The organism is Brevundimonas alba, from assembly GCF_011927945.1.
In the GTDB taxonomy this organism is placed as follows: Bacteria; Pseudomonadota; Alphaproteobacteria; order Caulobacterales; family Caulobacteraceae; genus Brevundimonas; species Brevundimonas alba.
This window is the reverse complement of record NZ_JAATJM010000001.1, coordinates 1,023,740-1,050,008: the sequence shown is the minus strand read 5'-3', so window position 1 is coordinate 1,050,008 and position 26,269 is coordinate 1,023,740. Positions and strand designations below refer to the sequence as shown.

At 71.1% G+C, this 26,269-nt stretch carries 21 protein-coding genes and 1 riboswitch; of the genes, 9 read left to right on the top strand and 12 right to left on the bottom strand.

Translation table 11 applies throughout. The features are described 5' to 3' along the window. Window positions 1-257: 257 nt before the first annotated feature. The gene (locus GGQ87_RS15255; protein ID WP_209282394.1) at window positions 258-935 is read left to right on the top strand and encodes a hypothetical protein; all 678 of its coding nucleotides are present in this window, start codon (window positions 258-260) and stop codon (window positions 933-935) included. Here GGQ87_RS15255 and pyrF read toward each other — a convergent pair whose 3' ends face one another. Next, a complete protein-coding gene (pyrF, locus tag GGQ87_RS05210; protein WP_168047342.1) occupies window positions 936-1,646 on the bottom strand; it encodes an orotidine-5'-phosphate decarboxylase in 711 nt (236 codons plus the stop codon). Between the two features lie 105 nt (window positions 1,647-1,751). Between pyrF and GGQ87_RS05205 the strand changes: the two genes are divergently transcribed. Beyond that, on the top strand, window positions 1,752-2,450 hold the full coding sequence (locus GGQ87_RS05205; protein WP_168045623.1) for a MarC family protein: 699 nt from the start codon (window positions 1,752-1,754) through the stop codon (window positions 2,448-2,450). Window positions 2,451-2,454: 4 nt separating this feature from the next. Then, window positions 2,455-2,970: a hypothetical protein gene (locus GGQ87_RS05200; RefSeq protein ID WP_168045622.1), complete on the top strand. Its 516-nt coding sequence runs from the start codon at window positions 2,455-2,457 to the stop codon at window positions 2,968-2,970. Between the two features lie 3 nt (window positions 2,971-2,973). On the opposite strand, the gene GGQ87_RS05195 is transcribed toward GGQ87_RS05200, so the two are convergent. Together GGQ87_RS05195 and GGQ87_RS05190 are read right to left on the bottom strand one after the other, a co-directional pair. Next, on the bottom strand, window positions 2,974-3,765 hold the full coding sequence (locus tag GGQ87_RS05195; RefSeq protein ID WP_168045621.1) for an SDR family NAD(P)-dependent oxidoreductase: 792 nt from the start codon (window positions 3,763-3,765) through the stop codon (window positions 2,974-2,976). Window positions 3,766-3,769: 4 nt separating this feature from the next. Continuing rightward, complete coding sequence (locus GGQ87_RS05190; protein ID WP_168045620.1) at window positions 3,770-4,240, bottom strand: Rrf2 family transcriptional regulator; 471 nt, start codon at window positions 4,238-4,240, stop codon at window positions 3,770-3,772. 175 nt (window positions 4,241-4,415) lie between these two features. Here GGQ87_RS05190 and GGQ87_RS05185 point away from each other — a divergent pair, with 175 nt between their 5' ends. After that, on the top strand, window positions 4,416-6,404 hold the full coding sequence (locus GGQ87_RS05185; RefSeq protein ID WP_168045619.1) for a potassium transporter Kup: 1,989 nt from the start codon (window positions 4,416-4,418) through the stop codon (window positions 6,402-6,404). A 59-nt stretch (window positions 6,405-6,463) separates the two neighbouring features. Beyond that, window positions 6,464-7,801 carry an RsmB/NOP family class I SAM-dependent RNA methyltransferase gene (locus GGQ87_RS05180; protein ID WP_168045618.1) on the top strand — a complete coding sequence of 446 codons (1,338 nt, stop codon included), beginning with the start codon at window positions 6,464-6,466 and terminating at the stop codon, window positions 7,799-7,801. Here the strand turns inward: GGQ87_RS05180 and GGQ87_RS05175 are convergent. The 5 genes from GGQ87_RS05175 to glnD form a co-directional block, all read right to left on the bottom strand. Then, window positions 7,798-8,508: a GNAT family N-acetyltransferase gene (locus GGQ87_RS05175; protein ID WP_342448306.1), complete on the bottom strand. Its 711-nt coding sequence runs from the start codon at window positions 8,506-8,508 to the stop codon at window positions 7,798-7,800. The two genes, GGQ87_RS05180 and GGQ87_RS05175, sit on opposite strands and share 4 nt — an antisense overlap. Before the next feature lie 61 nt (window positions 8,509-8,569). Next, entirely contained in the window at window positions 8,570-9,046 is a 477-nt protein-coding gene (locus GGQ87_RS05170) for a hypothetical protein (protein WP_168045617.1), read from the bottom strand. A 2-nt stretch (window positions 9,047-9,048) separates the two neighbouring features. Beyond that, on the bottom strand, window positions 9,049-10,101 hold the full coding sequence (gene trpS, locus GGQ87_RS05165; protein ID WP_168045616.1) for a tryptophan--tRNA ligase: 1,053 nt from the start codon (window positions 10,099-10,101) through the stop codon (window positions 9,049-9,051). A gap of 55 nt (window positions 10,102-10,156) precedes the next feature. Beyond that, window positions 10,157-11,863 (bottom strand): murein biosynthesis integral membrane protein MurJ, encoded by a 1,707-nt coding sequence (gene murJ / locus GGQ87_RS05160; RefSeq protein WP_168045615.1) that lies wholly within the window; start codon window positions 11,861-11,863, stop codon window positions 10,157-10,159. Window positions 11,864-11,872: 9 nt separating this feature from the next. Beyond that, on the bottom strand, window positions 11,873-14,614 hold the full coding sequence (gene glnD, locus GGQ87_RS05155; RefSeq protein WP_168045614.1) for a [protein-PII] uridylyltransferase: 2,742 nt from the start codon (window positions 14,612-14,614) through the stop codon (window positions 11,873-11,875). A gap of 66 nt (window positions 14,615-14,680) precedes the next feature. Between glnD and GGQ87_RS05150 the strand changes: the two genes are divergently transcribed. After that, entirely contained in the window at window positions 14,681-15,325 is a 645-nt protein-coding gene (locus GGQ87_RS05150) for a CAP domain-containing protein (protein WP_168045613.1), read from the top strand. Here the strand turns inward: GGQ87_RS05150 and mutS are convergent. Then, on the bottom strand, window positions 15,322-18,012 hold the full coding sequence (mutS, locus tag GGQ87_RS05145; RefSeq protein ID WP_168045612.1) for a DNA mismatch repair protein MutS: 2,691 nt from the start codon (window positions 18,010-18,012) through the stop codon (window positions 15,322-15,324). The two genes, GGQ87_RS05150 and mutS, sit on opposite strands and share 4 nt — an antisense overlap. Before the next feature lie 100 nt (window positions 18,013-18,112). Next, window positions 18,113-18,264: riboswitch (cobalamin riboswitch) on the top strand. A 160-nt stretch (window positions 18,265-18,424) separates the two neighbouring features. On the opposite strand from mutS, the gene GGQ87_RS05140 reads away from it, so the two are divergent. Next, entirely contained in the window at window positions 18,425-20,257 is a 1,833-nt protein-coding gene (locus GGQ87_RS05140; RefSeq protein ID WP_209282392.1) for a TonB-dependent receptor plug domain-containing protein, read from the top strand. Here GGQ87_RS05140 and GGQ87_RS05135 read toward each other — a convergent pair. The 3 genes from GGQ87_RS05135 to GGQ87_RS05125 all read right to left on the bottom strand — a co-directional run bounded on the left by GGQ87_RS05135 (window position 20,241) and on the right by GGQ87_RS05125 (window position 23,634). Continuing rightward, the gene (locus tag GGQ87_RS05135; protein WP_168045611.1) at window positions 20,241-21,164 is read right to left on the bottom strand and encodes an aldo/keto reductase; all 924 of its coding nucleotides are present in this window, start codon (window positions 21,162-21,164) and stop codon (window positions 20,241-20,243) included. The two genes, GGQ87_RS05140 and GGQ87_RS05135, sit on opposite strands and share 17 nt — an antisense overlap. Window positions 21,165-21,249: 85 nt before the next feature. After that, window positions 21,250-23,118 (bottom strand): DNA helicase RecQ, encoded by a 1,869-nt coding sequence (gene recQ, locus GGQ87_RS05130; RefSeq protein ID WP_168045610.1) that lies wholly within the window; start codon window positions 23,116-23,118, stop codon window positions 21,250-21,252. Window positions 23,119-23,172: 54 nt separating this feature from the next. Next, window positions 23,173-23,634: an OsmC family protein gene (locus GGQ87_RS05125; protein ID WP_168045609.1), complete on the bottom strand. Its 462-nt coding sequence runs from the start codon at window positions 23,632-23,634 to the stop codon at window positions 23,173-23,175. A 110-nt stretch (window positions 23,635-23,744) separates the two neighbouring features. Between GGQ87_RS05125 and rpe the strand changes: the two genes are divergently transcribed. Beyond that, complete coding sequence (gene rpe, locus GGQ87_RS05120; protein WP_168045608.1) at window positions 23,745-24,419, top strand: ribulose-phosphate 3-epimerase; 675 nt, start codon at window positions 23,745-23,747, stop codon at window positions 24,417-24,419. Beyond that, on the top strand, window positions 24,416-26,221 hold the full coding sequence (locus GGQ87_RS05115; protein WP_168045607.1) for a heparinase II/III family protein: 1,806 nt from the start codon (window positions 24,416-24,418) through the stop codon (window positions 26,219-26,221). The genes rpe and GGQ87_RS05115 overlap by 4 nt, the downstream gene beginning before the upstream one ends. Window positions 26,222-26,269: the final 48 nt, after the last annotated feature.

The following is a 26,269-nucleotide window of genomic DNA, read 5'->3' as shown; positions in this document are numbered from 1 at the left end:
GAAGCCCCTCATTTCGCCTCCTCGGTGCATTTAGAACCCTTTTCTTTCCAGTGACTTAGAAGGGCTCCAGCATCGGAGTCCGTGTCATGCGCGTGTTAACCCTTTCCGCCGTCCTTCTCCTGATTTCAGCGGGCTCCGCCCTCGCCGGCGACCGCCACGGCGGCGGACATGGAGGCGGCCCTTGCTGCGCTCCGCCCCCGCCGCCTCCCCCGCCCTGCTGCAATCACGGCGGCGGCTCTCACAACGTAAACATCAATGTGAACGCCAGCGCCCGGGCGTCGGCCGAGGCCTCGGCGTCGGCGGGCTCGTATTTCAACGCCCGCGCCTATGACATGGGTGGTTTCCGGGGCGGCGGATACGGCGGCGGGACGATCTATGCCGGCGGCGGCGGTTACGGCGGCGACGTCGGCTACGGCTATACCGGCGGCGCGGTCTATTACGACATCGACCGGCGGGCCCTGGCCTGCGCCAGCGCGCCCTACGGCTATATCGTCATCGGCTTCGGACGGGACGACCGCCGCGCCCCGTCGTGCGGCGGCCGCTACGTCGAATACCGGGACGAGGGCTATGACCGCGGCGGCCGCTACGGCTACAGCGAACGCCACGACAGCTATCAGGAGAGCTCGTACGAGAGCTACGAAAGCGTCGAGGAATACGAGGCGTACGAAGGCTACGGCGCCTATGAGGATCGGTCTTACGAGGATCGCTCGTACGAGGATCGTTCGTATGAGGACCGGGACTATCATGAGCGCGACCGGGGCGATTGCGGATGCCGCGAGCCGGCGCCCTATCCGGCCCCCTATCTGCCCGAGCCGCCGCGCTACGAGCCGCCGGCCCCGCCGCCCGCGCGACCGCATCGGCCCCGCCGTCCGCACCATGAGGCGCCCCCGCCGCCCCGGCAGGAATACCGCCAGGAGCCGGGCGAGCGCGGCTGATCAGAGGCCGTCGATCGACTCGACGATAGCCGAGGCGGCCGTCAGCGGATTGTCGGCCCCGACCACCGGACGGGCGACCACGAGGTGGGTGGCGCCCGCTTCCAGCGCCGCGCGGGGCGTGGCCACGCGCTGCTGGTCGCCCTTGTCCGCGCCCTCGGGCCGGACGCCGGGGGTGACGATCAGGAAGTCGGGCCGGCCCGCCTCGGCCGCGATCTGACGCACCCGGGCCGCCTCGAGCGGGCTGGAGACCACGCCGTCGACGCCGCAGTCCAGCGCCTGCCGCACCCGCCGCTCGACCAGATCGGAGGCGGTGAAGCCGTAGCCGAGCTCGGTCAGGTCGGCGTCGGACAGGCTGGTCAGCACCGTCACCGCCAGCAGCTTCGTTTCTGATCCGGCGGCGTCGCGTCCCTTGACCGCGCCTCGCATCACCTGCGGCTCGGCATGGACCGTCAGCAGATCGCAGCCGCCCTCGGCCACGGCGCGGGCCGCGCCCTCCACCTGGGCCCCGATGTCGTGCAGCTTCCAGTCCTGAAAGACCATCTTGCCGCGCGCGCGAAGCTCGTGGGCGAAGGCGACGCCGCCGGGGCGGGCCAGCAGGGTCAGGCCGATCTTGTAGGAGGAGACGGTCGCGCCGAGGCGCTCCACCATGGCCCGGGCGGCGTCCAGCGACGGCAGATCGAGGCCGACGATCAGGCGGGGGTCGGTCAGCACGGGCGTCATGGCGTCGCTCCTCCGGCTCAGCTAAGGACTGGACGCGCGGGCGGGCGTCAGCCTTGATGGCCGTTGTCAGGGTGAATTGCAGGGCGAGGTCAGCACATGGACGCGGTCGATCTGGGCGTCAACCTGTTCGTGGCCCTGTTCGCCCTCGTGGACCCGATCGGCAATGTGCCGATCTTCGCCGCGGCGACGGCGGGGGCGACGACCCGCCAGCGTCTGTCGGTCGCGGCCCTGATCTGCGTATTCGCCGCCGCCTTCCTGGCCTTCTTCTTCTTCACCGGCCTGGCGCTGCTGCAGTTCTTCGGGATTTCGCTGGCGGCGTTCCGGATCGCGGGCGGCATATTGCTGCTGCTGCTCGGCCTCGACATGACGCGCGAGGACTTCCTCAAGTCGTTCACCGACTCGGACTCGGCCCATGACGTGACCGACGTGCGCGGCTATGCGCGGCGGCGGTTCCAGCGGCTGGTCGTGCCCTTCGCCATCCCGCTGATGATCGGGCCCGGCGCCATCTCGACCATCATCATCCAGGCCGGCGAGGCGTCGAAGATCGGCTATGCCGGTCAGGTCGCCGGCGTCGCCGCCATCGCAGCCGCCTGTATCGCCGCCTTCTTCTGCTTCGCCGCCACCGGACCCATCAGCCGGGTGCTGGGCGAGGTCGGCATGTCGATCATCGTGCGGGTGCTGGGCCTGATCCTGTGCGCCCTGGCCATCCAGTTCATCCTGCTGGGCCTGTCCGAAGCGATCCCCGGCATGATCTCGGGGGCGGTGACGACGCCCTATCCGACGGGCGGGCACTAGAGTCATGCTGCCGCTGGAGGATGCGGCCTGGTCCGAACTGACCCACGCATACGGCGCCGCGTCGGATACGCCGGAGTTGTTGAGGCGTGCGGCGGCGTCGCCAGGCCAGCAACCGCCCGATGCCGAGCCTTTCTTCAGTCTTTGGTCCAGCTTGTGCCATCAGGGCGACGTCTACTCCGCCTCCTACGCTGCCGTGCCGCATCTGGTGGAGATCGCCTTCGACGCCCCCGAGCCCATCGACTTCAGCTTTTTCATGCTGCCTGCCTCAATCGAAGTGGCTAGACAGAACGGGCGCGGGCCAGAAGTTCCGGCCTTTGTCGCCGAGGCCTATTTCGCGGCTTTGGAGCGGCTGCCGGACTGTATCTCCAAGCACCGGCAAGGTCCTTGGACGGAGGATATGCTGCTGTCGGCGGCCGCAGCCGAGGCTGTGGCAAAGGGGCATTACAGCGTCGCGGAGGCCCTGCTGAACCTCGACAGCGACTGGATCGAACGGATCAACCGGCATGAACGGCAGCAATAGCGTCTAGATCCGCTTCAGCCGTTTCGCGTGGCCGCCGACCATGGCGAGGGCCATGCGGTCGGGCAGGTGTTTGGCGAGGCCGGCGAGCAGGTTGTTCATTACGCCGGGCGTGACGCTGGGGCGATTGGCCTCGCTGGCCTCGTAGCCGACGCGGGCGACATGCGCCGCGGTCTGCCACATCCAGCCGGGGTAGGCGGCGGAGACCTCCGCCCGCGTGCCGTTGGCGTCGTGGAACTCGGTCAGGGTATAGCCGGGGCAGAGAGCGGTGACGTGCACCCCGGTCCCGCGCAGCTCCAGATGCAGACCCTGGGAAGCCTTGATCAGGAACGACTTGATCGGACCGTAGAGGGTGTCGCCGCCGGTCGCGGGCATCCGTCCGGCCAGAGAGGCGACGTTGAGGATACGGCCGTAGCCCCGCTCGACCATGGCGGGAGCGAACAGGCGGGCCAGCTCGACGGGCGCGGTCAGCATGACGCGGATCATGGCGGCGTGCTGCTCGGGGTCGGTGACCAGAAAGCCCGCCGTGCGGCTGAAGCCGGCGTTGTTGATCAGGCCGTCGACGGTGAGTCCGCGCAAGGCGATGGCGTCGAACAGGCGGCGCGGCGCCTGGGGGTCGGCGAGGTCTTCGGGGATGACGGTGACGTTCGCGCCCGGCAGTTCAGCGGCCAGCGCCTGCAGCGGAGCCTGGCGGCGAGCCGTCAGGATCAGGTCCCAGCCCTCGGCGGCGTAGACGCGGGCCAGCGCCGCGCCGATGCCGGCCGAGGCGCCCGTGATCAGGACGGTGCGGCGGCTCACCGGCTCAGGCGGCGACAGGGCAGGACGGATGCGGTGCGAAGGCCGCCAGCGAGGGCGGGTTCTCGTCCAGCAGGTCGGCGATGGTGATCTTCGACAGGGCCTCGCCCGCGGCCTTGTCTGCGGCGGTGATCGCCCGGGCGACCTGACGCGGGATGTGTTCGCTGACCGGGCAGCCCTTGGCCCCGGCGGGCGGCGAACCGAACTGGGCGCAGCCGTTCACGGCCCGCAGGACCGCGTCAAGGGTGATGGCTTCCGGCCGGTGCAGCAGCCAGGCCCCGCCCGAAGCGCCCGGACGGGTCGCGATCAGGCCGGCCTTGGCCAGCAGGGCGGTCACGCGCCGCACCACTACCGGATTGGTCGGAACGGAGGCGGCCAGAACCGCGCTCGGCGCGGCGGCGGCCGGCGAGTAGGCACCCTTGTGGGCCAGATAGGCCAGAGCGTGGGCGGCGACGGGAAATCGTTGGCTGTCAGACATGGCGTTATCCCCAAGATAGGATGACGGCGGCGCTTTCACAAACGCCGGTTCCCCACGCCGCCCGAACCATGCAACCTTCGCACTCGCAGCACGATTGAACCGCCCGGTGAAAGAGCCTAAAGGCTCGCCGCTCTTTTGATGGGAACCGCAACGTGCGGCGTCCCGGAGGAACTTCATGGCCGGGGCCTCTCCCCAAGGTGAAGACGGCAAGCCCGCCGCCACGAATCCCAAACCATCCGCCGACAGATCGGTCGCCCCGGCTCACCCGCACCCCGCGGCGGCCGGCGAGGGCGGTCACGTCAAGGCGGGCAAATTCGGCCTGATCCTCGGCGCCATCGGCGTCGTCTTCGGCGACATCGGCACCAGCCCGCTCTATGCGCTGCGCGAGGCGATCGGCCATGCCCGCGAAGGCGTCGGCGGCGACCTCGCCGTGGTCGGCGTCGTCTCGCTGGCGTTCTGGGCGCTGATGATCGTGGTGACGTTCAAATACGTCATGTTCCTGATGCGGGCCGACAACAAGGGCGAGGGCGGCACCCTGGCCCTGATGGCGCTGGCGACCCACGCGGTGGGCCGGCGCAGCGCCTTCATCTTCATTCTCGGCATCTGCGGCGCGGCGCTGTTCTACGGCGACGGCATCATCACGCCGGCCATCTCGGTCCTGTCGGCCATCGAGGGCGTCAAGGACGCGCCCGGCGTCGGCGGCAGCCTCGACCCCTTCATCGTGCCTGTGGCCGCGGGCATCCTGATAGCCCTGTTCCTCGTGCAGGCGCGTGGAACGGCGGGTCTGGCGCGCTTCTTCGGCCCGATCACCGCCGTCTGGTTCCTGAGCCTCGGCGTGCTGGGCCTGATCCACATCTTCGACGACCTGAGCATCCTCAGGGCGCTGTCGCCCCACTATGGCGTTCAGCTGCTGATCCAGGACGGCTTCCTCGGGTTCGTCATCCTCGGCAGCGTCTTCCTCGCCGTCACGGGGGCGGAGGCGCTGTATGCGGACATGGGCCATTTCGGCAAGTCGCCCATCCGGTTCGGCTGGGTCGCCTTCGTCCTGCCCTGTCTGACGCTGAACTATCTCGGCCAGGGCGCCCTGATCCTCGACGACCCGCTGGCCTCCGAGAACCCGTTCTGGAGCATGGTGCCGACCTTCATCTACTGGCCGATGCTGGGCCTCGCCACGGTCGCCACCGTCATCGCCAGCCAGGCCGTGATCACCGGGGCATTCTCGGTGACGCAGCAGGCGGTGCAGCTGGGCCTGCTGCCCCGCATCGACATCCGCAACACCTCGGAAACGCAGGCGGGGCAGATCTACGTCCCCGCGGTCAACACCCTGCTGATGGTGGGCGTGCTGGTGCTGCTGTTCGCCTTCCAGAGCTCGGCCAACCTGACCGCCGCCTATGGCGTCGCCGTCACCGGCGTCATGCTGATCAACACCATGATGGCCTATCCGGTCATCCGCCGGAAATGGAACTGGCCGCTGTGGGCCGTCTTCGGCGCCCTGATCCCGTTCGGCTTCATCGACACCGTCTTCCTGACCTCCAACCTGCTGAAGATCCCCGACGGGGCCTGGCTGCCGCTCGTGCTTGGCGCCCTGCTGGTGCTGGTGATGTGGACCTGGGTGCGCGGCACCCAGATCATCTCGGAGAAGACGCGCAAGGACAGCCTGCCGCTGGCCGACCTGATCGAGATGCTGCGCGCCCGGCCGCCGCACCGCGCCCCGGGCACGGCGATCTTCCTGACCTCCGACCCGGAGATCGCCCCGGTCGCCCTGATGCACAATCTCAAGCACAACAAGGTGCTGCACGAGAAGAACGTCATCCTGACCGTGCGCACCACCGACCGGCCGCGGGTGTCCGAGGCCGACCGGGTGCGGATCGAGCCCATCTCGGACGACTTCAAGAAGCTGGTCATCTCCTACGGCTTCATGGAGCGGCCCAATGTGCCCAAGGCACTGAACGTGTGCCGCAAACAGCAGGGGCTGAGGTTCGACATCATGTCGACCAGCTTTTTCCTCGGCCGCCGTTCGATCATCGCCTCGGCCAGCCAGGGCATGCCGTTGTGGCAGGACAAGCTGTACATCTTCCTCATGCGCAACGCGGCCAATCCCACGGACTTCTTCCACATCCCGCCGGGACGGGTGGTCGAGCTGGGCACGCAGGTGGCGGTTTGAGCCGCGGGCCGGGCTCCGGCGGCGGTCAGGGCCGCAACTCCGCCGCCCGCGGTCGCCGCATGGCTGACAAGTCTCGCGGTCCGCGTCCGCCGAAGGTCGAACAGCCGCGTGACGAGGCCGCCGACATCGGCGTCGAGGCGCGTCTGGCCGCCGGCGTGCTGCTGAACGCGGCGCTGGAGGGGCGCGGCGGTCTGGACGCCGCCCTGTCGTTCCGCGAGGTCGCCGCCCTGCCCGGGCCGGACCGCGCCTTCGCCCGCGCCGTGGCCATGGCCGCCCTGCGCCGGCTCGGCGAGATCGACCAGATCCTCGACCGCCGCCTGCAGAAGGGGCCGCCGCTCAGCGTGCGCACCATATTGCGCATCGCCCTGGCCCAGACGCTGGTGCTGGAAACGCCCGCCTTCGCCGCCGTCTCGACCGCGGTGAAACTGGCCGAGCGCGATCCCAAGACCCGGCCCTACAAGAACCTCGTCAACGCCGTGCTGCGCGGCATCGAGCGCGAGGGACCTGGCCTGACCACGGCCGAGTCCAACCTGCCCGACTGGCTCGCGGCCCGCTGGCGCGCGACCTATGGCGAGCCGGCCCTGACCGGACTGGCGCTCGCCGCCCGCGAGGAGCCCGCCACCGACCTGAGCCTCAAGCCCGGCGTCGATCCCGCCAGCGTGGCCGATCTGCTGGAAGGCGAGGTCATGCCGGCCGGAACCGTGCGGACCTCGCGACGCGGCGATCTGGCCGGCTGGCCCGGCTTCGACGACGGAAGCTGGTGGGTTCAGGACGCCGCCGCCGCCGTGCCGGCCCGTCTGCTGGCCCCCAAGGCCGGCGAGGCGATCGTCGACTTCTGCGCCGCGCCCGGCGGAAAGACGCTGCAGCTGGCGGCCGCCGGGGCCTCGGTCGTGGCGCTGGACCGGTCGGCGACGCGCCTGAAGCGGCTGGAGGCCAATCTGGCCCGCACCGCACTCGAGGCCGAGGTCGTGGTCACCCCGGCCGAGGAATGGGACGACCCGCGCGGCTTCGACGCCGTCCTGCTGGACGCGCCCTGCACCGCCACAGGCACCTTCCGCCGCAATCCCGAGGTGCTGCGCGCCACCAAACCCGCCGACGTGGCCAAGCTGGCCGATGTCCAGCACCGGCTGCTCGACGCCGCCGCTGAACGGGTGAAGCCGGGCGGACGGCTGGTCTATTGCGTCTGCTCGCTGGAGCGCGAGGAGGGCGAGACCCAGATGATCGCCTTCCTGCGCCGCAACCCCGCCTTCCGGACGGCGCCTGCCGTTCCCGCCGAGGTCGGCGCTCCGGACGAGGCCCTGACCCCGGAAGGCTGGCTGCGCATCTTGCCGTCGATGTGGGCGGAAAAGGGCGGGCTGGACGGCTTCTTTATCGCCAGGCTGGACCGCGTCTCCTAGGGCAGGACGGTGTAGGTCATCCGCGCACGGACGCCGAACCCCAGACCCTCATAGAAGGCGACCGTCGCGGCGTGTTCGGCGTAGGCGTGCAGGAAGGCCTGTTCGCCGCGCTCCAGAATGCGGCCGACGACGACGCGGCTGAGGGCGCCGGCGAGCCCCTGCCCTCGAAAATCCGGGTGGGTGCAGACGCCGCTCAGCTCGGTGAACCCCTCGACCTTCATGCGCTCGCCGGCCATGGCGATCAGCCGGCCCTCGCGGCGGACGCCGACGAAGCCGCCAAGCCGCAGCGTGCCGCGCCGAAAGGGGCCGGGTTTCGTAAGCGTGGCGAGGGCGAGCATCTCTTCGGCGTCCGCCTCGTCCAGGGTCAGCACGTCGAGGTCACTCCCGGCCGACGGGGTCAAGGCGGCGGCGGTCATCTGCACGCAGGCCGAACGCGAAACGACCGGCGTATCCGGCAGGACCGGGGCCATCAGTCCGTCTTCGAGTTCCACCATTCCAGAGCCCGGATATCGGCGGCAGAGGGCGTTGAGGGCGGTCCGACTGTCGGCGGAGGCGTCTGCGGCGGCCACGAACACCCCGACGTCAGGATTCAGACGCAAGGCCGCGCCGGCGCCGACCTCCCGCCGGATCGCCAGCGGTGCCACGCGACCGGTAAGGGCGCTCCAGACGGGGCGGTCGAGAGGATGGCCGGTTGTCATGACCGACATCTGCCTCAGGATCCGGCCCCCGTCAGCCCCGGACGGAGCGCGACGTCCGAATCCGGCCGGATCACTGTGCAGGCGGCGGCGCGGGCGACACGGGGGTCGCAGAAACCGTCACCTGCCCCGCCCGCTCGAAGGTCACCGTGACGGTGGTCGGCACGGAGGAGGGACGGCCGTGCGCCAGTCCCGTCAACTGGGCGGTAACCCGCGAGAGACCGGGCTGACCGTCGACAGCGGCGGCGACGCTGGCGTCGCCCGGTTCCAGACGGATGGCTTGACCATTGCGCGCGACCTGCACCGAGACTTCTCCCGGCGGACCCGCGGGCGAGTTCACCGAAACGACCCGGTCGGCTTCGCCCAGGTTGCGCACGGTAAAGCTGACCTCGCCGCCCAGCCCGGTGTGCGAGGAATTCCATCCCATCATCGTGGCTTGGCTGACGGTCAGATCGCCAGCCTCCGCTGTTGCGGGCGCGTCCTGCGCGAGGGCCGCGCCCGTGGCCGTCAGTGTGACGGCGATGGCCGCCCCGAAAACACCGAACAGCATCCTCAACCCCTCCAGAAGCCGACGATCTGCTTCACGTCGTCCAGCACCGGATCGGCGATGGCGGTCGCCCGCTCGGCGCCGTCCTTCAGCACGCGGTCGATCTCGGTCGGATCGGCCATCAGGCGGCGCATTTCGGCGGTGACCGGGGCCATGGAGGCGACGGCGAGGTCGGCCAGTTTCGGCTTGAAGGCGCCGAAGCCCTGCCCGCCGAACTCGGCCAGCACCTGTTCGCGGCTGAGGTCTGCGAGGGCGGCGTAGATGGTGACGAGGTTTTTCGCCTCGGGCCGGGCGTCCAGCGCCTCGATGGTCTCCGGAAGCGGTTCCGGATCGGTCTTGGCCTTGCGGACCTTGGCCAGGATGGTGTCGGCGTCGTCGGTCAGATTGATGCGCGACTGGTCCGACGGATCGGACTTGGACATCTTGGCCGCCCCGTCGCGCAGGCTCATGACGCGCGGCGCCGGGCCCTGGGTCAATGGCTCGGGCAGGGGGAAGAAACCCGGTGCGTTGAAGTCGTTGTTGAATTTGGCGGCGATGTCGCGGGTCAGCTCCAAGTGCTGCTTCTGGTCCTCGCCCGTCGGCACCTCGGTGGCCTTGTAGAGCAGGATGTCGGCCGCCTGCAGCACCGGATAGGTGTAGAGGCCGACCGAGGAGCGTTCCTTGTGCTTGCCGGACTTCTCCTTGAACTGGGTCATCCGGTCGAGCCAGCCGAGCCGGGCGACGCAGTTGAAGATCCAGGCCAGGTCGGCATGGGCGCGCACGGCCGACTGCGGGAAGATGATCGAGCGGGCCGGGTCGAGGCCCGAGGCCAGATAGGCGGCGGCGATCTCGCGCGTCTGGGCGGTCAGCAGGGCCGGGTCCTGCCAGACCGTGATGGCGTGCAGGTCGGCCACGAACAGCAGGCAGGGCGCGCCCGTGTCCTGCAGCTGGGTGAACCGCTTGAGGGCGCCGAGGTAGTTGCCGAGGTGCAGGGCGCCGGACGCCTGGATGCCGCTGAGAACGCGGCGCGGACCGGCGTAGGCGGCCGGAGCGGGGGAGGAGTTCGGGGCGTCTGACATGGGCGGCACATGCCCCAGCGGGACCGCGAGGGCAAGCCGCCGCGGCGCGGGATTCCTAGCGTGAACGGCGGATCAGGGTTCTGACCTCGGCCATGGTGACGGCGCGGGTGGCGAAGGCGAGGATCAGATAGGTCAGCCCGCCCGCGGCCGTGACCAGAAGCAGCGCCGATTCCTTCGCGCCATGGCCCGCGCCCAGCGAAGCGAGCAGGTTGGCGACCGGAGCCTCGAAGCTGGAGCGGAAGGCGGCCGCCAGCCCGACGACCACCGCCAGCCCCGCGGCGGCCACGGCGATCCGCGCCAGCCGAGACAAGGCCGCCACGCTCGGTCGATAGACGCCGCGCCGCCAGAGGGCGCCGCCCAGCAGCAGGACGTTGGTCCAGGCCGCGCCCGACACAGCCGCCGCGATCCCGGCAATGCCCCAGCCGAGCTTGAACAGCCCGATGGCGAGCGCCGCGTTCACCACCACCGAGACCAGGGCGAAGATCATCGGCGTGCGCGTATCTCCCCGGGCGAAGAAGGCGGGGGCGAGGATGCGGATCAGGACGAAGGCCGGCACGCCCCAGCCGAACTGGAACAGGGCGCGGGCTGTGTTGATGGCGTCGACCTGAAGGAAGGCCCCGCGGGTGAACAGGGCGTCGATCAGGAAATAGGGCATGGCCATCAGGGCCGCGGCGGCCGGCAGGGTCAGGGCCATGGACAGCGTCAGGGCCTCGTCCATTGAGGCCTGCTGCTGCTCGTGATCCTGCGAGGCGACGGCGCGTGACAGGCGCGGCAGCAGGGCGATGCCGATGGCCACGCCGACGAGGCCGAGCGGCAGCTGGTAGAGCCGGTCGGCAGTGGCCAGCCAGGTCCGTCCCCCGGCCACGAAGCTGGAGAGGTTGCCGGAGATGAAGACGTTGATCTGGGTTGCGGAGTTGCCGATGGCGGCGGGGACGGCGGTGATGATGATGGCCTTGACCGCCGGGGTCAGCTTGGGGAGGCCGAGACGGATGTCGGCGCCGGCCTTGCGGGCCGCCCACCAGCACAGTCCCGCCTGCGAGACACCCGCCGCCAGCACGGCCCATGACGCGGCGTAGGCGGCGCCGATCTGGTCGCCCCGGGCCGGAATGACGGCGGCCAGCATGATCAGGTTGAGCAGGATCGGATAGGCGCCCGAGACGATGAACCGGCCTCGCGCATTGAGCACCCCCGACAGCAGGGCCGCGATGGCCATGCACGGCAGGTAGGGCATGGTGATCTGGGTCAGGATCACCGCCAGCTTGAACCGCGCCGGATCGTCGAGGAAGCCGACGTTGATGACCGTCATCAGCCACGGCATCGTCAGTTGGGCGACGATGGTCAGCAGGACGGTGGCGAAGGCGACGGCGGCTAGGGCATCCGTCGCGACCTTGTCGGCCACCTCTTCGCCCTCGACCTGCAGGGTGCGGGCGTAGGCGGGGACGAAGGCGGCGGCGAAGGCCCCTTCGGCGAAGATGCGGCGGAACAGGTTGGGGAAGTTGAGGGCGGTGTTGTAGGCGTCCGCGGCCGGTCCCGCCGAGGCGCCGAGCGCCGCCGAAATGACCACGTCGCGGGCGAAACCGGCGAGCCGGCTGACCAAAGTCAGGCCGCTGAAGATGGCCGAGGAGCGCATCATGCCGCCGCCCTTGCGCGCGGTCGTCGCCGAGGCCGGCGGCTGGACGAGAGGCTCGCTCGTGCCCGACGCCGAGGGCACCGGCGGAGCGGCTTCCATGGGTTCGGTCTCGGGCAGGTTCTTCTCGGCCATATCCGCGCCTTAGCCTGCTTCCGGCGCGCGCGATACGGGGTCCGGTCTGGGGCGCCGCGCGGGCCGCAGCCGTCCGAGTTCGGAGACGTCGCGCAAGCTGGCCCGCACCGGCGCCGAGAGGCCGGCCTCGCCCCGCTCCTTGCGGTCCAGAACCGCCTCCAGATCGGCGCGAAGCCGGTCCAGCGGCGCGCCGGCCCTGGGCTTCCGGCCCTTGGCGTCGGTCACGTAGAAACTGTCGACGGCGCGCTCGCCGAAGCCGGCGATATGGGCCGAGCGGATCGACAGGCCGGCGCCCGCGAGCACGCGCGCCAGATCGGCCAGCAGCCCCGGCCGGTCGGCGCCCGAGACCTCGACCACGGCGGCGGTGGGGCTGTGCTCCAGATCGACGATGGTCGTGGGCCTTACGTCGAAGGCGGCGCGCCGGGCATTGAACGGCGGCGGAGACGGACGGGGGCTTCCCGCCTGCCCTCGGGCGGCGGCTTCCAGCGCCTTGAGCAGGCGGTCGAGCCGGCGGGGCTCGGCCTGGCCATAGGGAGCCCCGGCGCCGTCCTGCAGTTCGAACACATCGAGCGCCGCGCCGTCCTCGGCCGTCGCCACCCGCGCGCCGACGACGTCGGCTCCCGCCGCGGCCAGGGCCTCCGCCAGATCAGCGAACAGGCCGGGGCGGTCCGTCGCGGCGACCGCGACCCGCGCCGCCGGATGCTCGCCCTCGGGATCGGCCGCCATGTCCAGAACCGCGGCCGCCGCGCCGTGCTGGCGGGCGCGGGCCATCAGTTCGGGATAGTCGTCCAGCGGGTCGGCGCCGCTGAGATCTTCGCCCCGGAACGCTGCCTCGGTGCGTAGATAGAGGTCGCGGATCAGCTGGCCCTTCCAGCCGTTCCAGACCCCCGGCCCGACGGCGCGGATGTCGGCCACGGTCAGGATCAGCAGGGTGCGCAGCCGTTCGGGATCGCCGACCAGCTCGGTGAAGGCGCGCACCGTCTCCGGGTCCGACACATCGCGCTTCTGGGCGTAGTCGCTGAGCGCCAGGTGGTTGCGCACCAGCCAGACCACGAACTCGGTCCGGCGCGGATCGAGGCCCAGCCGGTCGCAGGCGCGGCGGGCGGCAATGGCCCCGTCCTCCAACTGCCCCCGGTCGCCGCCCTTGCCCACGTCGTGCAGCAGCATGGCCAACATCAGGGCCTCGAAGTCGTCGATGCGGTGGACGATCTCCGTCGCGGTCGGATGCTCGGCCTTCAGCTTGCCGCGCCAGATGTCGTTGATGATGCCGATGGCCTGCAGCGTGTGCTCGTCGACCGTATAGGCGTGATACATGTTGAACTGGGTCTGGCCGACGATCCGCCCCCATTCCGGAAGAAAGCGCCCCAGCAGCCCCGTCTCGTTCATCAGCGTCAGCACCCGGTAGGGCCGCTGGCCCTGCGCCAGTATGTCGAGGAAGGCGCGGGTCGCCTCTGGGTCCCGGCGCAGCGACGGCGTGACCAGCGACAGCGACCGACTGACCGCCGAGAAGGCGTCCGGGTGCAGGTCCAGATCGTGGGCGTCGGCGCATCGGAACAGCATCAGCAGCTTCTCGGGCGCGGCGACGAAGACCTCGGGCCCGGTCACCGACAGCCGCCCGCTGTCCTCGATGAAGCCCTCGACGCCCAGCTTGCGTTTGCGGCCCGGAATCAGCCGCGACAGGCTGAGCGTCGGCTTCTGCTGCCGCGCCTCCAGCTTGGCGGACAGGGCGCGGGTCAGGGCGCCGACGTCGCGGGCGACGATGAAATAGCGGCGCATGAAGCGCTCGACGGCCGGCTCGTCCCCGCGTCCGCGCCAGCCCATCCGCCGCGCCACCTCGGGCTGGAGGTCGAAGGTCAGCTTCTCTTCTGCCCGCCCGGCGACGAGGTGCAGGTGGGCCCGGGTGCGCCACAGGAAGTCGAAGGCCTCCTCGAAGGTGCGGCGCTCACGCGGGGTCAGCAGATCGTCCATGACCCGTGCGCCGAGCGGGCTGTCGGGCGCCAGCGAGCGGGCGATCCAGAACAGGGTGTTGAGGTCGCGCAGCCCGCCCTTGCCGTCCTTGACGTTGGGCTCGACCCGATAGCGCACCGCCCCGGCCTTCTGATGCCGCGTGTCGCGCTCCTCCAGCTTGGCGGCGATGAAGGGGCGCGGGTCGGCCTTGGTGACCAAGGCGCGGAAGCGGGCGATGAAGTCGGCCGCCAGCTTTTCGTCGCCGGCGAGCGGGCGCGCCTCGAGAAGCGCCGTACGGACGGTCATGTCGCTCTTCGCCAGAGCGAGGCAGTCGTCGACGGAGCGGGACGACTGGCCGACCTTCACGCCCAGATCCCACAGGACGTAGAGCATGAACTCGATCACCTGTTCGGTGCGCGGGATCGGCTTCCACGGCCGCAGGAACAGCAGGTCGAGATCGGAGAAGGGCGCCAGCACGCCGCGTCCGTAGCCGCCGACCGCGATCAGGCTGAGCCGCTCGGCCTCGGTTGGATTGGGGGCGGGGTAGAGGCGTTCCGTCGCGAACCGCCATAGCGAAACCAGCATCTCGTCCGCCGCGGCCGCATGGAGCCGCGCCACCTCGACACCGCCGAGGCCGTGTTCCAGCCGCAGGGCCGCACGCGCCCTCGCCGCATCCCACGACTGACGGAGAAGCGCCGTGGCGGCCGCGCGGGGATCGGCAGCCGACGCCGCCTCGACCCAGCCGTCACTGTCGGCGCCGCGGACGTCTGCGGTGTCTGCGGGGCGGCGGCTGCGGGCGCTCATGCCGCCGGTATAGACCGGCGCGCGGGCCTGCGCGACAGTGGCTCACGACGTTGTGGAGGGCCGGGCATGATCAGGATCACAGGGCTGCTGCTCGCCGGCCTGATAGCCGGCTGCGCGCCCGCCGTGGCCTCGTCACCGGGAGTCGTATCTCCCGCCGCTAATCTGCCGGACGCGGTCTATCGCGCCGACCTCATCGAGGAGCTCAACGCCGCCCGGACCGATCCCGCCGGCTATGCCCGGAAGGTCCGCGCCTTCCGCGCCCTGTTCAGGGGAGATCGCATCGAGCGCCCCGGAGAGACGGCCATCGTCACCAATGAGGGCACGGCGGCGGTGGACGAGGCGATCGCCTTCCTCGAGGCGCAGGCGCCGCTTCCGGCTCTGCGAGGCAACCCGGGTCTCGACCAGGCCGCCGGCGAGCACGCGACGGATCAGGCCCTCAGCGGAGCCGTCGCCCATACCGGGGCTGACGGCTCCAGTCCCGCGGACCGCATGCGCCGCCGTGGCCGCTGGTCCGCGACGGGTGAGGCCATCGCCTACGGCCCTGACCGCGCCGAGGACGTGATCCTGCAGCTGATCGTCGACGACGGGGTGCCGGACAGGGGTCACCGCCGCATCCTGTTCAATCCGGTCTACGGCCTCGTGGGATCGGCCTGCGCCCCGCACCGGGTGTGGCGCCGGGTCTGCGTCCTCGATTTCGCCCGGGCGAGCTAGGCCTTGATCGCCTTGAGCCGGTAGAGGGCTTCCAGCGCCTCGCGCGGCGACAGTTCGTCCGGCTCGATGGCCGAGAGCGCGTCCTTCAAGGCGGACGACGGGGGCGGTGGTGGTGGCTCGGCGATCGCGAACAGCGGCAGGTCGTCGAGGCTGATCGCCGCCGACTTCTCGCCCTCCAGCCGGTCCAGAACCTCGCGGGCGCGGCCGACCACCGCCGCGGGGACACCCGCCAGCTTGGCCACCTGCACCCCATAGGAACGGTCGGCGGCGCCGGGCGCGGCCTCGTGCAGGAAGACGAGGTCGCCGTTCCACTCCTTCGCCTTCATCGACAGATTGCAGACGTGGGCCAGCCGCGTCTCCAGCCCCGCGAGCTCGTGATAATGGGTGGCGAAGAGGGTGCGGGCGCGGTTGCGGTCGTGCAGGGCCTCGGCCACGGCCCAGGCGATGGCGAGGCCGTCATAGGTGGCGGTGCCGCGGCCGATCTCGTCCAGCACCACGAAGCTGCGGTCCGTGGCCTGGGTCAGGATGGCGGCGGTCTCGACCATCTCCATCATGAAGGTGGAGCGGCCGCGCGCGAGGTCGTCTCCGGCGCCGACGCGGCTGAACAGGCGATCGACAACGCCGAGCCGCATGGATTTGGCGGGCACGAAGGCGCCGGCCTGGGCCAGCACCACCAGCAGGGCGTTCTGGCGCAGGAAGGTCGACTTGCCGGCCATGTTGGGACCGGTGACGATCGACAGCCGCGCACAGCCCGCCCCGGAGCCGTCCAAGCGGCAGTCGTTCGGAGTGTAGGGATCGCCCGCGGACTTGACCGCCGCCTCGACCACCGGATGGCGTCCTGCCGTGACCTCGAAACAGGCGGTGTCGTCGACGGTCGGACGGACCGCCCCGACCTCCTCGGCCCACTGCGCCAGGGCGGCGTGGGCGTCGAGCTCGGCCAGCGCCTCGGCGACCGCCTGCAGGGGCTGGGCGAGCGACTGGACCGTGCGCCGCCACACCTCGAAGGTGTCACCCTCGATGGCGAGGGCGCGGTGGCCCGCCTGACTGATCTTGGCGTCGAGCTCCGACAGTTCGACGGTGGTGAAGCGGACCTGATTGGCGAGGGTCTGGCGGTGGATGTAGGGGCTGTCGCCGGTCGGACGCAGCAATGGCTCGGCGGCCCTGGCGCTGGCCTCGAGGAAATAGCCGAGCACGGCGTTGTGGCGGATCTTGAACGGCACGCCGGAGTCGGTGACGGCCCGCGCCTCCAGATCGGCAACCACGCGGCGGCTGTCGTCGCGCAGGCGGCGGGCTTCGTCCAGCTCGGGGCGGAAAGCCGGGTTCACGAAGCCGCCGTCGCGGGCGAGATGCGGCGGCTCGGCGACCAGACCCTCGGCCAGATCGACCAGCAGCCCGCCCGTGTCCGGCGACAGCGTCAGCCGCTCAAGACAGGCGGCCAGTCGCGCGGGCGGCCCGGTCAGCGGGTTGCGCTCAGGCGGGAACAGGCCGGCGATGCCTTCGGCCACCGACAGGCCGGTGCGGATCGCCGCCAGATCGCGCGGGCCGCCGCGGCCGAGCGCCAGACGCGAGACGGCGCGCGCCACGTCGGGCGCGGCCTTCAGCCCGTCCCGCAGGTCGCGGCGGAGATCGCGGCGTTCCAACAGCCATTCAACGGCGTCGAGGCCGTGGTTGATGGCGGTCGTGTCGCGCAGCGGCCGGGCGATCCGTTCTGCCAGGGCCCGCGCGCCCCCGGAGGTGACCGTGCGGTCGATACAGGCCAGCAGGGATCCGTCTCGCTCGCCGCGTTGGGTGCGGTCGATCTCGAGGCTGAGCCGCGTCGCCGGATCGATGGCGAGGAAGCCCGTGTCGCCCGAGCGGCGCGGCGGCGACAGAGCCGGAATCTTGCCGGCCTGGGTCGTCTCCAGATAGGCGGCGATCAGTCCCAGCGCCGAGACTTCCGCCTCCTCAAAGGCGCCGTACCCATCCAGCGAGGCGACGCCGTAGAGCCGCTCGACCCGGGCGCGCGCGCCGACCGGCTCCGTCAGCGCCTGGGGCAGGACCTGGACCACGCCGCCCGAGCCGTCGAGCGCCGCCTTCGCCGCCTCGTCCGAGAACAGACGGTCCGGGACCAGCACCTCTGAGGGGCGGAACGACGCCAGCGTCGCGGCCAAGTCTTCCAGCGAACAGGCGACGACATCGACCGAGCCGGCCGACAACTCGACCACCGCCACGGCCGCCCGGCCCTTGCGGATCGCCACGGCCGCCAGCCGATTGGCGCCGCGCGCATCCAGCAGCGAGTCTTCGGTCAGGGTTCCCGGCGTGACGACGCGGACGATGTCACGATGCACGACGGCCTTGGAGCCGCGCTTCTTCGCCTCGGACGGGGCCTCCAGTTGCTCGCAGATCGCCGCCTTGAAGCCCTGCCGGATCAGCCGCGCGAGATAGCCGTCCAGCGCATGGACCGGCACCCCGGCCATCGGAATGTCCTCGCCCTGATGCTTGCCGCGCTTGGTCAGGGTGATGCCCAGCGCCGCCGCGGCGATCTCGGCATCCCTGAAGAACAGCTCGTAGAAATCGCCCATGCGGAAGAACAGGATCGCGTCCGGCGCCTGCGCCTTGGCGGCGAGGAATTGCGCCATCACCGGCGTCACGCCCTCGGCGGACGGCAGGTCTGCGGCTTTCGGCGGATGGGCGAGGGGGGCGTTCATCTGAGCGGCGCAAGGTGACGGAATGCGCCGGTGGGCTCAAGCGGCGTCTCCAGACCTTGCACAGGCTTCACCGCGCTGCGACAAGCCCCGCAGGCGGTTAAGGGAACGCGGTCCAACACCGCGGCTGTGCCCGCAACTGTAGGCGGCGAGGCCGTCGTCCGGTCCGGAGAGCGATCTCCGGCGTCACTGGCGTTCATTCGGGACGCCGGGAAGGCGTGGACGGCGGCTTTTGACCCGCAAGCCAGGAGACCTGGCCGCCGACGTCGCACGTCCGCTGTCCGGGACCAGACAGAGGCGCGGTGATCCGTCGAGGCGACCCGACACCTGCGTCATACCCCGAACGGGGTATGTGTCGGTCGCCCTTCCCCCGTCGCCGCGATGCGCTCGCGCGGGGACGACGGAGACATCGCTGATGCGATCCCTGCTTCTCGCCACGGCCGCGGCCGTGTTCCTTCCCGTGTGTGCTCACGCCCAGACGCCGGATGACCCCGACGCCTTGCCGGAGGTGGTGGTCACCGCCACCCGCCTGGCGGCCATCGTCGGCGACACGCCCGGAGCCCGCGTCATCGACCGGTCCGTGATCGACCAGCGCGGCGCGGTCTTCGCGGCCGACATACTGACCGATGTGCCGGGCTTGTCCGTGGTCCGCTCAGGGGCATTCGGCGGCGTGGCCCAGGTGCGGATGCGGGGCGCCTCGCCGGGCAAGACGCTCGTGCTGGTCGACGGCGTGCCGGTCAACGATCCGGCCGAGGTCAACGGCGCCTTCGACTTCTCGGGCCTTGAACTGTCGGACATCGAGCGGATCGAGGTGCTGTCGGGGCCGCAGTCATCGCTGTGGGGCTCGGACGCGATCGGCGGGGTGATCGCCTTCACCACCCGCGACCTCGACGGTGTGGCGCTGGAAGCGGAGGCCGGGTCGTTCGGCACGGTGCGCGGCCGGGCCGCAGCGGGCGTCTCCGCCGACCGCTACGGTTTCGGCGCCTGGGTCTCGCGTTTCGACACGGACGGCATCTCCGCGGCGGACGAGGCGGACGGGAATACCGAAGCTGACGGGTTCAGGTCGACCACGGCCGGCGCGCGGGGACGGTATCTCTTCAGCCAGGCCGTGTCGGTGGACGGTTCGATCCGCTGGACGGAGAGCGAGGCGGATCTGGACGGCTATCCGGCCCCGGCCTTCGTCCTCGCCGATACCGACGACACGCAGGAGAGCGAGCAGTGGTCGGGGTTCGGCAGGCTGCGCCTGGATGCGTTCGGCCTGTCGCACCAGTTCAGCCTCTCGGCCTCGGACATCGCGCGCGAGACGGTTTCTGCCTTCTCGTCCGCGTTCGAGGCGGACCGGCAGATCCTGCGCTGGCAGGCAGACGGGGCGGCGGGCGGCGTCGCCTTTGTGGTCGGCGCCGAGCGGGAGGAGACGGAGGGCAGCCTCTCGACGGGCCTGACCGAGGACCTCGGCACGAGTTCGGCCTTCGCCACGGCGCGGATCGAGCCCTCGAGCCGCCTGAGCCTGTCCGGGGCCCTGCGGTTCGACGAGACGGACGATTTCGGCTCGAAGACGACGGGCCGGGTTTCGGCGGCGTTCGACGTCGGTGGCGGCGTGACCTTGTCGGCGGCGTACGGGACGGGATTCAAGGCGCCGTCGATCAGCCAGGCGGTGTGCGACTTCTGCTTCTCGTCCCAGCCCTTCCCGGTGCTGCGGCCCGAGAGGGCGGAAGGCTATGAGGCGGCGGTCGGCTGGGCCTCGGCGGACGGGCGGATCGAGGGGCGGCTGACCGCCTACCGGCTCGAGGTCGAGGACCAGATCACCTACGTCTTCGATCCCGTCACCTTCGACAGCTATTACGTCAATGTGGCCGAGACGGCGACGGACGGAGTCGAGCTGGAGGGCCGGGCGCGGCTGGGCGGCGGTTTCGACCTGGGCCTCGCCTGGGCCTGGACCGATGCGCGCGACGAGACCACCGGCGCGCGGCTGCTGCGCGTGCCTGAGCAGGCCGGATCAGCGACTCTCGGCTGGACGGGAGAGCGTCTGTCGGCGGCGCTGACAGTGCGCGGCGAGAGCGAACAGGACGACGCGGGTGGTGTCCGCGAGGCCTTCGTCACCGCCAATCTGAACGGCGCCTTGGCCCTGACGGATCAGGTGTCGCTGACGGCGCGGATCGAGAACCTGGCGGACGAGCGCTATCAGCAGGTGCTGGGATACGGAGAGCCGGGGCGGTCCGGCTACCTCGGGATCAGGCTGCGCTACTGACGCGCCCATTCCCTTGAAGACTGGAGCCGGCGGCGGCGACCGTCGCCGGCTCCAGCTGCAGGGCGGCCCAGTCGAGCGCGGGCGTCGGGGCGTTGGCGGCGGCGACCACGGCGCGCAGCTCGGCCGCCGAGGCGACGCTGGCGATGACGGCGGACACTTCCGGCAGGCTCATGGCGTAGGCGAGGGTGGCCTGCATCGGATCGATCCGCGCCTCCGCAAGGCGGCGGCGGATGCGCGACAGGGCGTGGGCGTGGACCGCCATCTCGGGCGGCAGGGGCTCGCCGCTGATGAACAGCAGGCCGTCGGCGAAGACGGAGGTGGCGTGGACGTCGACCTTGAGGGAGGCCAGCTCCGCCAGAACGCCGGTGTGCTGGGCCCGCTGGTCGAGCAGGTTCAGCGGCAGTTCGACGACGTCGGGCTGGAAACGGCGCGCCAGCAGGGCGGGGCCGTCTTCGATCGACGCGCGGAAGCCGATGTGGCGGTAGAGGCCGCGGGCCTTGAGCGCTTCGAGCCGGTCCCACAGGGCGCGGCCCTCGGCGCCGGCCAGATCACCGGCGCTGGAAACCAGAACGGTGTCGCCGCGGGGCAGACCGAGCCGCTCTAGCGAACGGCGGGCGCGGGCCTCGACCCGGTCCAGTCCCTCGGTGATGGGCACGGTGCGAACGGTGACGCGGAACGGCGACGGGAAGGGCCAGGCCTGACCCAGTTTGCGCTCGCCGTCGCCCTCGGGCTTGGTCGCCACCAGGGTGACGCCGGCGTCGGCGGCGGTCTGCAGCAGGAAACGGAGCGCTTCCTCGCGCGCGCCCGCGGGAAGCGGAGCGTAGGAATTCACCGCGCGCACGGGCTCGTGGACCACGGCCACGGCCAGTTTGTCGATCAGGGAGGGGGCGCGACTGGGGATCACCATCGGACTGTGACGGCGAAAGTTTAAGGCCCCCCTTCCGAGACCTTGCCTGAATCTTACCGTGGGAACATCGGTCGCCCGTTTTGGGTCAGGCCGCCTGCCGCCCCAGCGCGTCCAGTACGCCCTTGCCATACCGGTCCAATTTGGTCTGACCGACGCCGGGGATATGCGACAGGCGCTCGAGATCGCCGGGTTCTGCCATGGCGATTTCCAGCAGGGTCTTGTCCTGGAAGATCACATAGGGCGGCACCCGCTGCTCGGCCGCGCGGTCGCGACGCCACGCCCGCAGGGTCTCGAATCGGGCGCGGACATCGGCGTCCATGGTTTCGAGCGCGGCGTTGCGTCCTGTGCGCACCCGCTCCCGTGTGGCGACGGCGCGGGCGGGGGCCAGCCGCACTTCAAGCGTCCGCTCGCCCCGATAAACCGCGCGCACCGCCTCGGGATCGCCCAGTCTGACCAGCGGTTTGCCATCGTTCGGATCCTCGACCAGCAGCCCCTCGAACATCAGGTGGTCGAGCACGTCGCGCCAGGTGTGCAGGGCCGTGTCTGCGCCGATGGCCCAGGTCGACAGGGCCGTCTCCCACGGCTGGACGTCCTTTGTCTTGCCCAGCAGGTGGTCGACGATCCGGCCGCGGCCGAAGCGTTCGCCCAGCCGCTGGACCGCCGCCAGCGCCTTCTGGGCCTGCACTGTGGCGTCGAACAGGGCGGGCGGGTCCTGACAGATGTCGCAGACGCCGCAGGGCTGGGCGTCGCCCTCGCCGAAATAGCGTCGCACCGCCTGCGGGCGGCAGACGGCGCCGTCCAGCATGGCGAACAGCTGGCGGGCCTTGCGCACCTGCACCGCCTTGACCTCTTCCGCCATCGGCCGGCCTTCCAGCCGCCGCAGCGTCCAGGCGATGTCCGACGGACCGTAGAGGGTCAGGCCCTCGGCCGGTTCGCCGTCGCGCCCCGCCCGGCCGATCTCCTGCCAGTAGGCCTCGAGCGATCCGGGCGGATCGGCGTGGATGACGAACCGGACGTCCGCCTTGTCCACGCCCATGCCGAAGGCGATGGTCGCCACCATCACCGCCCCGTCTTCGGCGAGGAAGCGTTCGAGCCGGCGGTCGCGGTCCCGCGCCTCCATTCCGGCGTGATAGGCTATGGCGTTGGTCCCGGCGTCGCGCAGCGCCTGCGCCACCCGCTCGCAGCCGTCGCGCGAGCCGCAATAGACCACGCCGGACTTGCCGCGCCGCTGGCGGACCAGATCGATCACGGCGGCGTCGGTGCGGGCGCGGGAGCCGTTCTCCTTGCGCACCGCCGCCAGCTGCAGATTGGGCCGGGCGAAGCTGTCGACCACTACCCTGGCGTCGCCGAGCCGCAGCGAGCGCACGATGTCCTCGCGGGTGCGGGCGTCGGCCGTGGCGGTGACGGCGATCCTCGGCACACCGGGGAACAGTTCCGCCAGCCGGCCGAGGGTGCGGTAGTCGGGACGGAAGTCGTGTCCCCACTGCGAGACGCAGTGCGCTTCATCGATGGCGATCAGCGAGAGCGGCAGGTCGTGCAGCCGGTCGATCAGATGCGGCTGGGCCAGTCCCTCGGGCGAGACATAGAGTAGGTCGAGTTCCCCGGCCCGCGCCGCGCGCCAGATTTCCGACCGATCGTCGAGCGAGACGCCGGAATCGAGCCGCGCGGCCGCCACACCCTGCTGCCGCAGCGCCTCGACCTGATCGGTCATCAGGGCGATCAGGGGCGAAACCACGAGGCCGAGGCCGGACCTCAGGATGGCGGGGATCTGATAGCAGACGCTCTTGCCGCCACCGGTCGGCAGCACCGCGAGCACGTCCCGGCCGGCCAGAACCTCCGTGACCACCTCCGCCTGACGGCCGCGGAAGTCGGCGTGGCCCCAGACCCGCTCCAGCGTCGCGCGCGCATCCGCCAGCGACGGCGAGGCGGGGGCGGAGATTGAGTCGGCGGGCATCGCCGCCTTGTGCCTCATTTGTTCCGGCCTGTGAACGGCTGTCCGCGCTTCGTTTCAGCGCGGCTCGACCGTCACCGTCGCGCGAATGGAGTTGGCGATGTAGCAGGCCTCGTGCGCGCTGTGGTGCAGATCGCCGAGCGCAGCCGCATCCGGTCGTGTCTCGCCGGACCAGGTCACCTCGGGCCGGAGGGTCACCGTGGTGATAGACATCCGGCCCCGGTCGTCACGGCCCAATACGCCGGAGGCTTCGTCCCGGTAGCGGTCGACGACGAAGCCGGCCTTGGCCGCGAAGGCGAGAAAAAACAGCATGTGGCAACTGGACACGGCGGCGACCAGGGCCTCCTCCGGATCGACGGCGGCCGGATCGGACATGGGGACCGGCACGCTGGTCGGGGCCGACGAGCCGCGAACCACCGCGCCGCCGTCGAAGCGCCAGTCGTGGGCGCGGCTGTAGCGGTGGTCAGCGAACTCCTGCCCGTCCCGGCTCCATTCGATCGTGGCCAGATGTTCGCTCATGCGGGTCCTCCAGCGCGCTGCGGGGCGATGACCGAACCGTGTAGCTGCTGACTGGCCGTAAACCCAGTCCGCGCCTTGCTACGGCCCGCGACCCGCCTTATCCCCGGACCATGCCCGCGCCCCTGATCTGCCCGTCGATCCTCGCCAGCGACTTCGCCCGACTGGGAGAAGAGGTCGCTGCCCTGGAGGCCGCCGGCGCCGACTGGGTCCACGTCGATGTGATGGACGGGCATTTCGTGCCCAACATCACCATCGGTCCGGATGTGGTGAAGGCACTAAGGCCGCACACCACCTTGCCCTTCGACGTCCATCTGATGGTGGCCCCGGTCGATCCGTGGCTTGAGGCCTATCGGGAGGCCGGGGCGGACTATCTGACAGTCCACCCTGAGAGCGGGCCGCACCTGCATCGGACCCTCGGCCGCATCCGCCAGCTGGGCGCCAAGGCAGGCGTGGTGCTGAACCCGGGCACGCCCGTGTCCGTGGTCGAGGAGGTCATCGAGCTGGTCGACCTCGTACTGTTGATGTCGGTCAATCCGGGCTTCGGCGGCCAGTCCTTCATCGGCTCGACCCTGCGCAAGATCGAGCGGACCCGGGCCCTGCTCGATGCGGCCGGGTCGAAAGCGCACCTGCAGGTCGACGGCGGCGTCACCGCGGCCAACGCCGGCGCCTGTGTCGCCGCCGGGGCCGATGCGCTGGTCGCCGGAACCGCGGTGTTCAAGGGCGGCGCGGCTGCCTATGCCGACAACATCCGGGCCCTGAAGGCCGCCCAGCCCACGGCGACATGAGCCCGCTCGGCCCCTTCTCCCGGCCCGAAGCCGACGCGCCCGCGCCCGGCGCCATCCCCGGCCTGCGCGGCGCCCCGATGCGGACGCCGGTGCGGACCACGGACGCGGCGACAGGCCCCGGGCTGTGGCCCGCCCTCGCCGGCCGATTGCTGACCCGCCAGCTGTGGATCGAGCTGTACGGCCTGCCTGGCTATGCGATGACCCTCAAGGGCCGGGTGGCCCAGGCCTTCGCCGCCACCCCGCGCGACTTCCGACCGGTCGACGGCGCGGTGGGCAAGGCGGCGCTCGGTGGCAAATTCGTTCTCGCAGGCTCCAGCCTCGAGGCAGCCGCGCCCGAGGATCCGTGGAACCGGCCCAGCCCGACCCGCGCCTTCGCCGTCGAACTGCACGCCTTTGCCTGGCTGCCGTCGCTGATGCTTGAGGGAGAGCGCGGGGCCCGCGAGGCCCTGCGTCTGACCCTGACCTGGGCGACGGTCTTCGCCCGCTGGTCTCCCTTCGCATGGGACCCCGTTATTCTCGCGCGCCGGACCTCCAATCTCGCCTGCGCCGCGCGCCGGATGGGACAGGTCGCGACCGAGGCCGAGCGGGTCCGGCTCGCCGACGTGCTCGGCCGTCAGGCGCGGCAGCTGCTGCGTCCGCCCGGCGGCGCAGCAGCGAAGGCGGAGCGTCTGGTCGCAGCGGCGGTGGCGGGCTGCGTGCTCGCCGGAGCGCCCGGCGCCGCGCTGCGCCGTAGAGCCCTGCGCGCCCTGCCCGCCGCCCTGTCTCGCACCGTCGGCGAAGACGGCGGACACGCCTCGCGCAGTCCGGAAGCGGGCCTCGAACTGCTGCTCGACCTGCTGACGCTGGAGGACGCGCTGGGCCAGCTGTCTGAAGCGGTGCCCGATCCGGTGCGAGCGGCGATCCGCCGGCTGACCGTCGCGGCCCGGTTCCAGACCCTGCCCGACGGGCGCCTGATCACCATGCAGGGCGGAGGCCCGTCGAACCCGGCCCGCGTGGCCGCCGCCCTGGCCCACGACGAGACCGCCTCCGAGCCGACTGGAACCGTCGGCGGCATCGCCCGCATTCGCAGTCCGCTGCTAACCGTCGCCGCCGACGTCGCCGCTCCGGCGCGGGGCGCCTGGTCCGCCGCCGCCTGCGCCCAGCCTCTGGCGCTGGAGATCGTCTGCGGCCGCGACCGGCTGATCACCGGCTGCGGCTGGAGCCCCCGCGCGGCCGACCGGCAGGGGCTGCGCCTTGCCCCCGGCCATTCGACGCTGACGCTGGGCGAAACCTCGACCGGCGCGCCGCTGGGCGGCTGGAAAGGCGATCTTCTGGGCCAGCGGCTGATCGCGCGGCCGCTGCATCTCGACGTCCATCGCCGCGACGGCGAGGGCGCGGTCTGGCTCGAGGCCGAGCACGATGGCTGGGTTCACGACTTCGGCCTGCTGCACCAGCGCCGCCTCTATCTCGACCAGCGGCTGGACGAGCTGCGCGCCGAGGAACGGCTGCACCCCGCGCCCGGCCAGAAGGAGGTCGTCCGCGCCATCGCCGCGCCCTATGCGGTGCGGTTCCAGCTCGAGCCCGGGGTGCAGGCCTCCTTGGCGCGCGATCGCCGCTCGATCCTGCTGCGCGGCCACTCCGGCCGGGGTTGGTGGTTCCGCACCGACGGACCCGACGTGGCCATCGAGCCTTCGGTCCATGTCGACGAGGGCCTGACCCGGCGTTCGCTGCAGATCGTGGTGCGCGGGTCGGCCCGGACCGATTCCGAGACCAAGATCCGCTGGAAGCTGAGTCCGGCAGGAGCCGGCGGCGAACCCAGCTGAGCCGTCCCGGGCGTCTATCCCTTGAGACGAAAGGCCGCCGCGACCATC

What these genes read in the sequence shown, in the direction of transcription:
- GGQ87_RS05200 (WP_168045622.1), top strand. Translation starts at nt 2,455, where the DNA reads ATGCTGCCGCTGGAGGATGCGGCCTGGTCCGAACTGACCCACGCATAC.
- GGQ87_RS05190 (WP_168045620.1), bottom strand. Translation starts at nt 4,240, where the DNA reads ATGTCTGACAGCCAACGATTTCCCGTCGCCGCCCACGCTCTGGCCTAT.
- GGQ87_RS05125 (WP_168045609.1), bottom strand. Translation starts at nt 23,634, where the DNA reads ATGAGCGAACATCTGGCCACGATCGAATGGAGCCGGGACGGGCAGGAG.
- recQ (WP_168045610.1), bottom strand. Translation starts at nt 23,118, where the DNA reads ATGCCCGCCGACTCAATCTCCGCCCCCGCCTCGCCGTCGCTGGCGGAT.
- GGQ87_RS05150 (WP_168045613.1), top strand. Translation starts at nt 14,681, where the DNA reads ATGATCAGGATCACAGGGCTGCTGCTCGCCGGCCTGATAGCCGGCTGC.
- GGQ87_RS05170 (WP_168045617.1), bottom strand. Translation starts at nt 9,046, where the DNA reads ATGCTGTTCGGTGTTTTCGGGGCGGCCATCGCCGTCACACTGACGGCC.
- GGQ87_RS05135 (WP_168045611.1), bottom strand. Translation starts at nt 21,164, where the DNA reads ATGGTGATCCCCAGTCGCGCCCCCTCCCTGATCGACAAACTGGCCGTG.
- GGQ87_RS05175 (WP_342448306.1), bottom strand. Translation starts at nt 8,508, where the DNA reads ATGTCGGTCATGACAACCGGCCATCCTCTCGACCGCCCCGTCTGGAGC.
- rpe (WP_168045608.1), top strand. Translation starts at nt 23,745, where the DNA reads ATGCCCGCGCCCCTGATCTGCCCGTCGATCCTCGCCAGCGACTTCGCC.
- GGQ87_RS05205 (WP_168045623.1), top strand. Translation starts at nt 1,752, where the DNA reads ATGGACGCGGTCGATCTGGGCGTCAACCTGTTCGTGGCCCTGTTCGCC.
- GGQ87_RS05185 (WP_168045619.1), top strand. Translation starts at nt 4,416, where the DNA reads ATGGCCGGGGCCTCTCCCCAAGGTGAAGACGGCAAGCCCGCCGCCACG.
- murJ (WP_168045615.1), bottom strand. Translation starts at nt 11,863, where the DNA reads ATGGCCGAGAAGAACCTGCCCGAGACCGAACCCATGGAAGCCGCTCCG.
- GGQ87_RS05140 (WP_209282392.1), top strand. Translation starts at nt 18,425, where the DNA reads ATGCGATCCCTGCTTCTCGCCACGGCCGCGGCCGTGTTCCTTCCCGTG.
- glnD (WP_168045614.1), bottom strand. Translation starts at nt 14,614, where the DNA reads ATGAGCGCCCGCAGCCGCCGCCCCGCAGACACCGCAGACGTCCGCGGC.
- GGQ87_RS05115 (WP_168045607.1), top strand. Translation starts at nt 24,416, where the DNA reads ATGAGCCCGCTCGGCCCCTTCTCCCGGCCCGAAGCCGACGCGCCCGCG.
- GGQ87_RS05180 (WP_168045618.1), top strand. Translation starts at nt 6,464, where the DNA reads ATGGCTGACAAGTCTCGCGGTCCGCGTCCGCCGAAGGTCGAACAGCCG.
- mutS (WP_168045612.1), bottom strand. Translation starts at nt 18,012, where the DNA reads ATGAACGCCCCCCTCGCCCATCCGCCGAAAGCCGCAGACCTGCCGTCC.
- trpS (WP_168045616.1), bottom strand. Translation starts at nt 10,101, where the DNA reads ATGTCAGACGCCCCGAACTCCTCCCCCGCTCCGGCCGCCTACGCCGGT.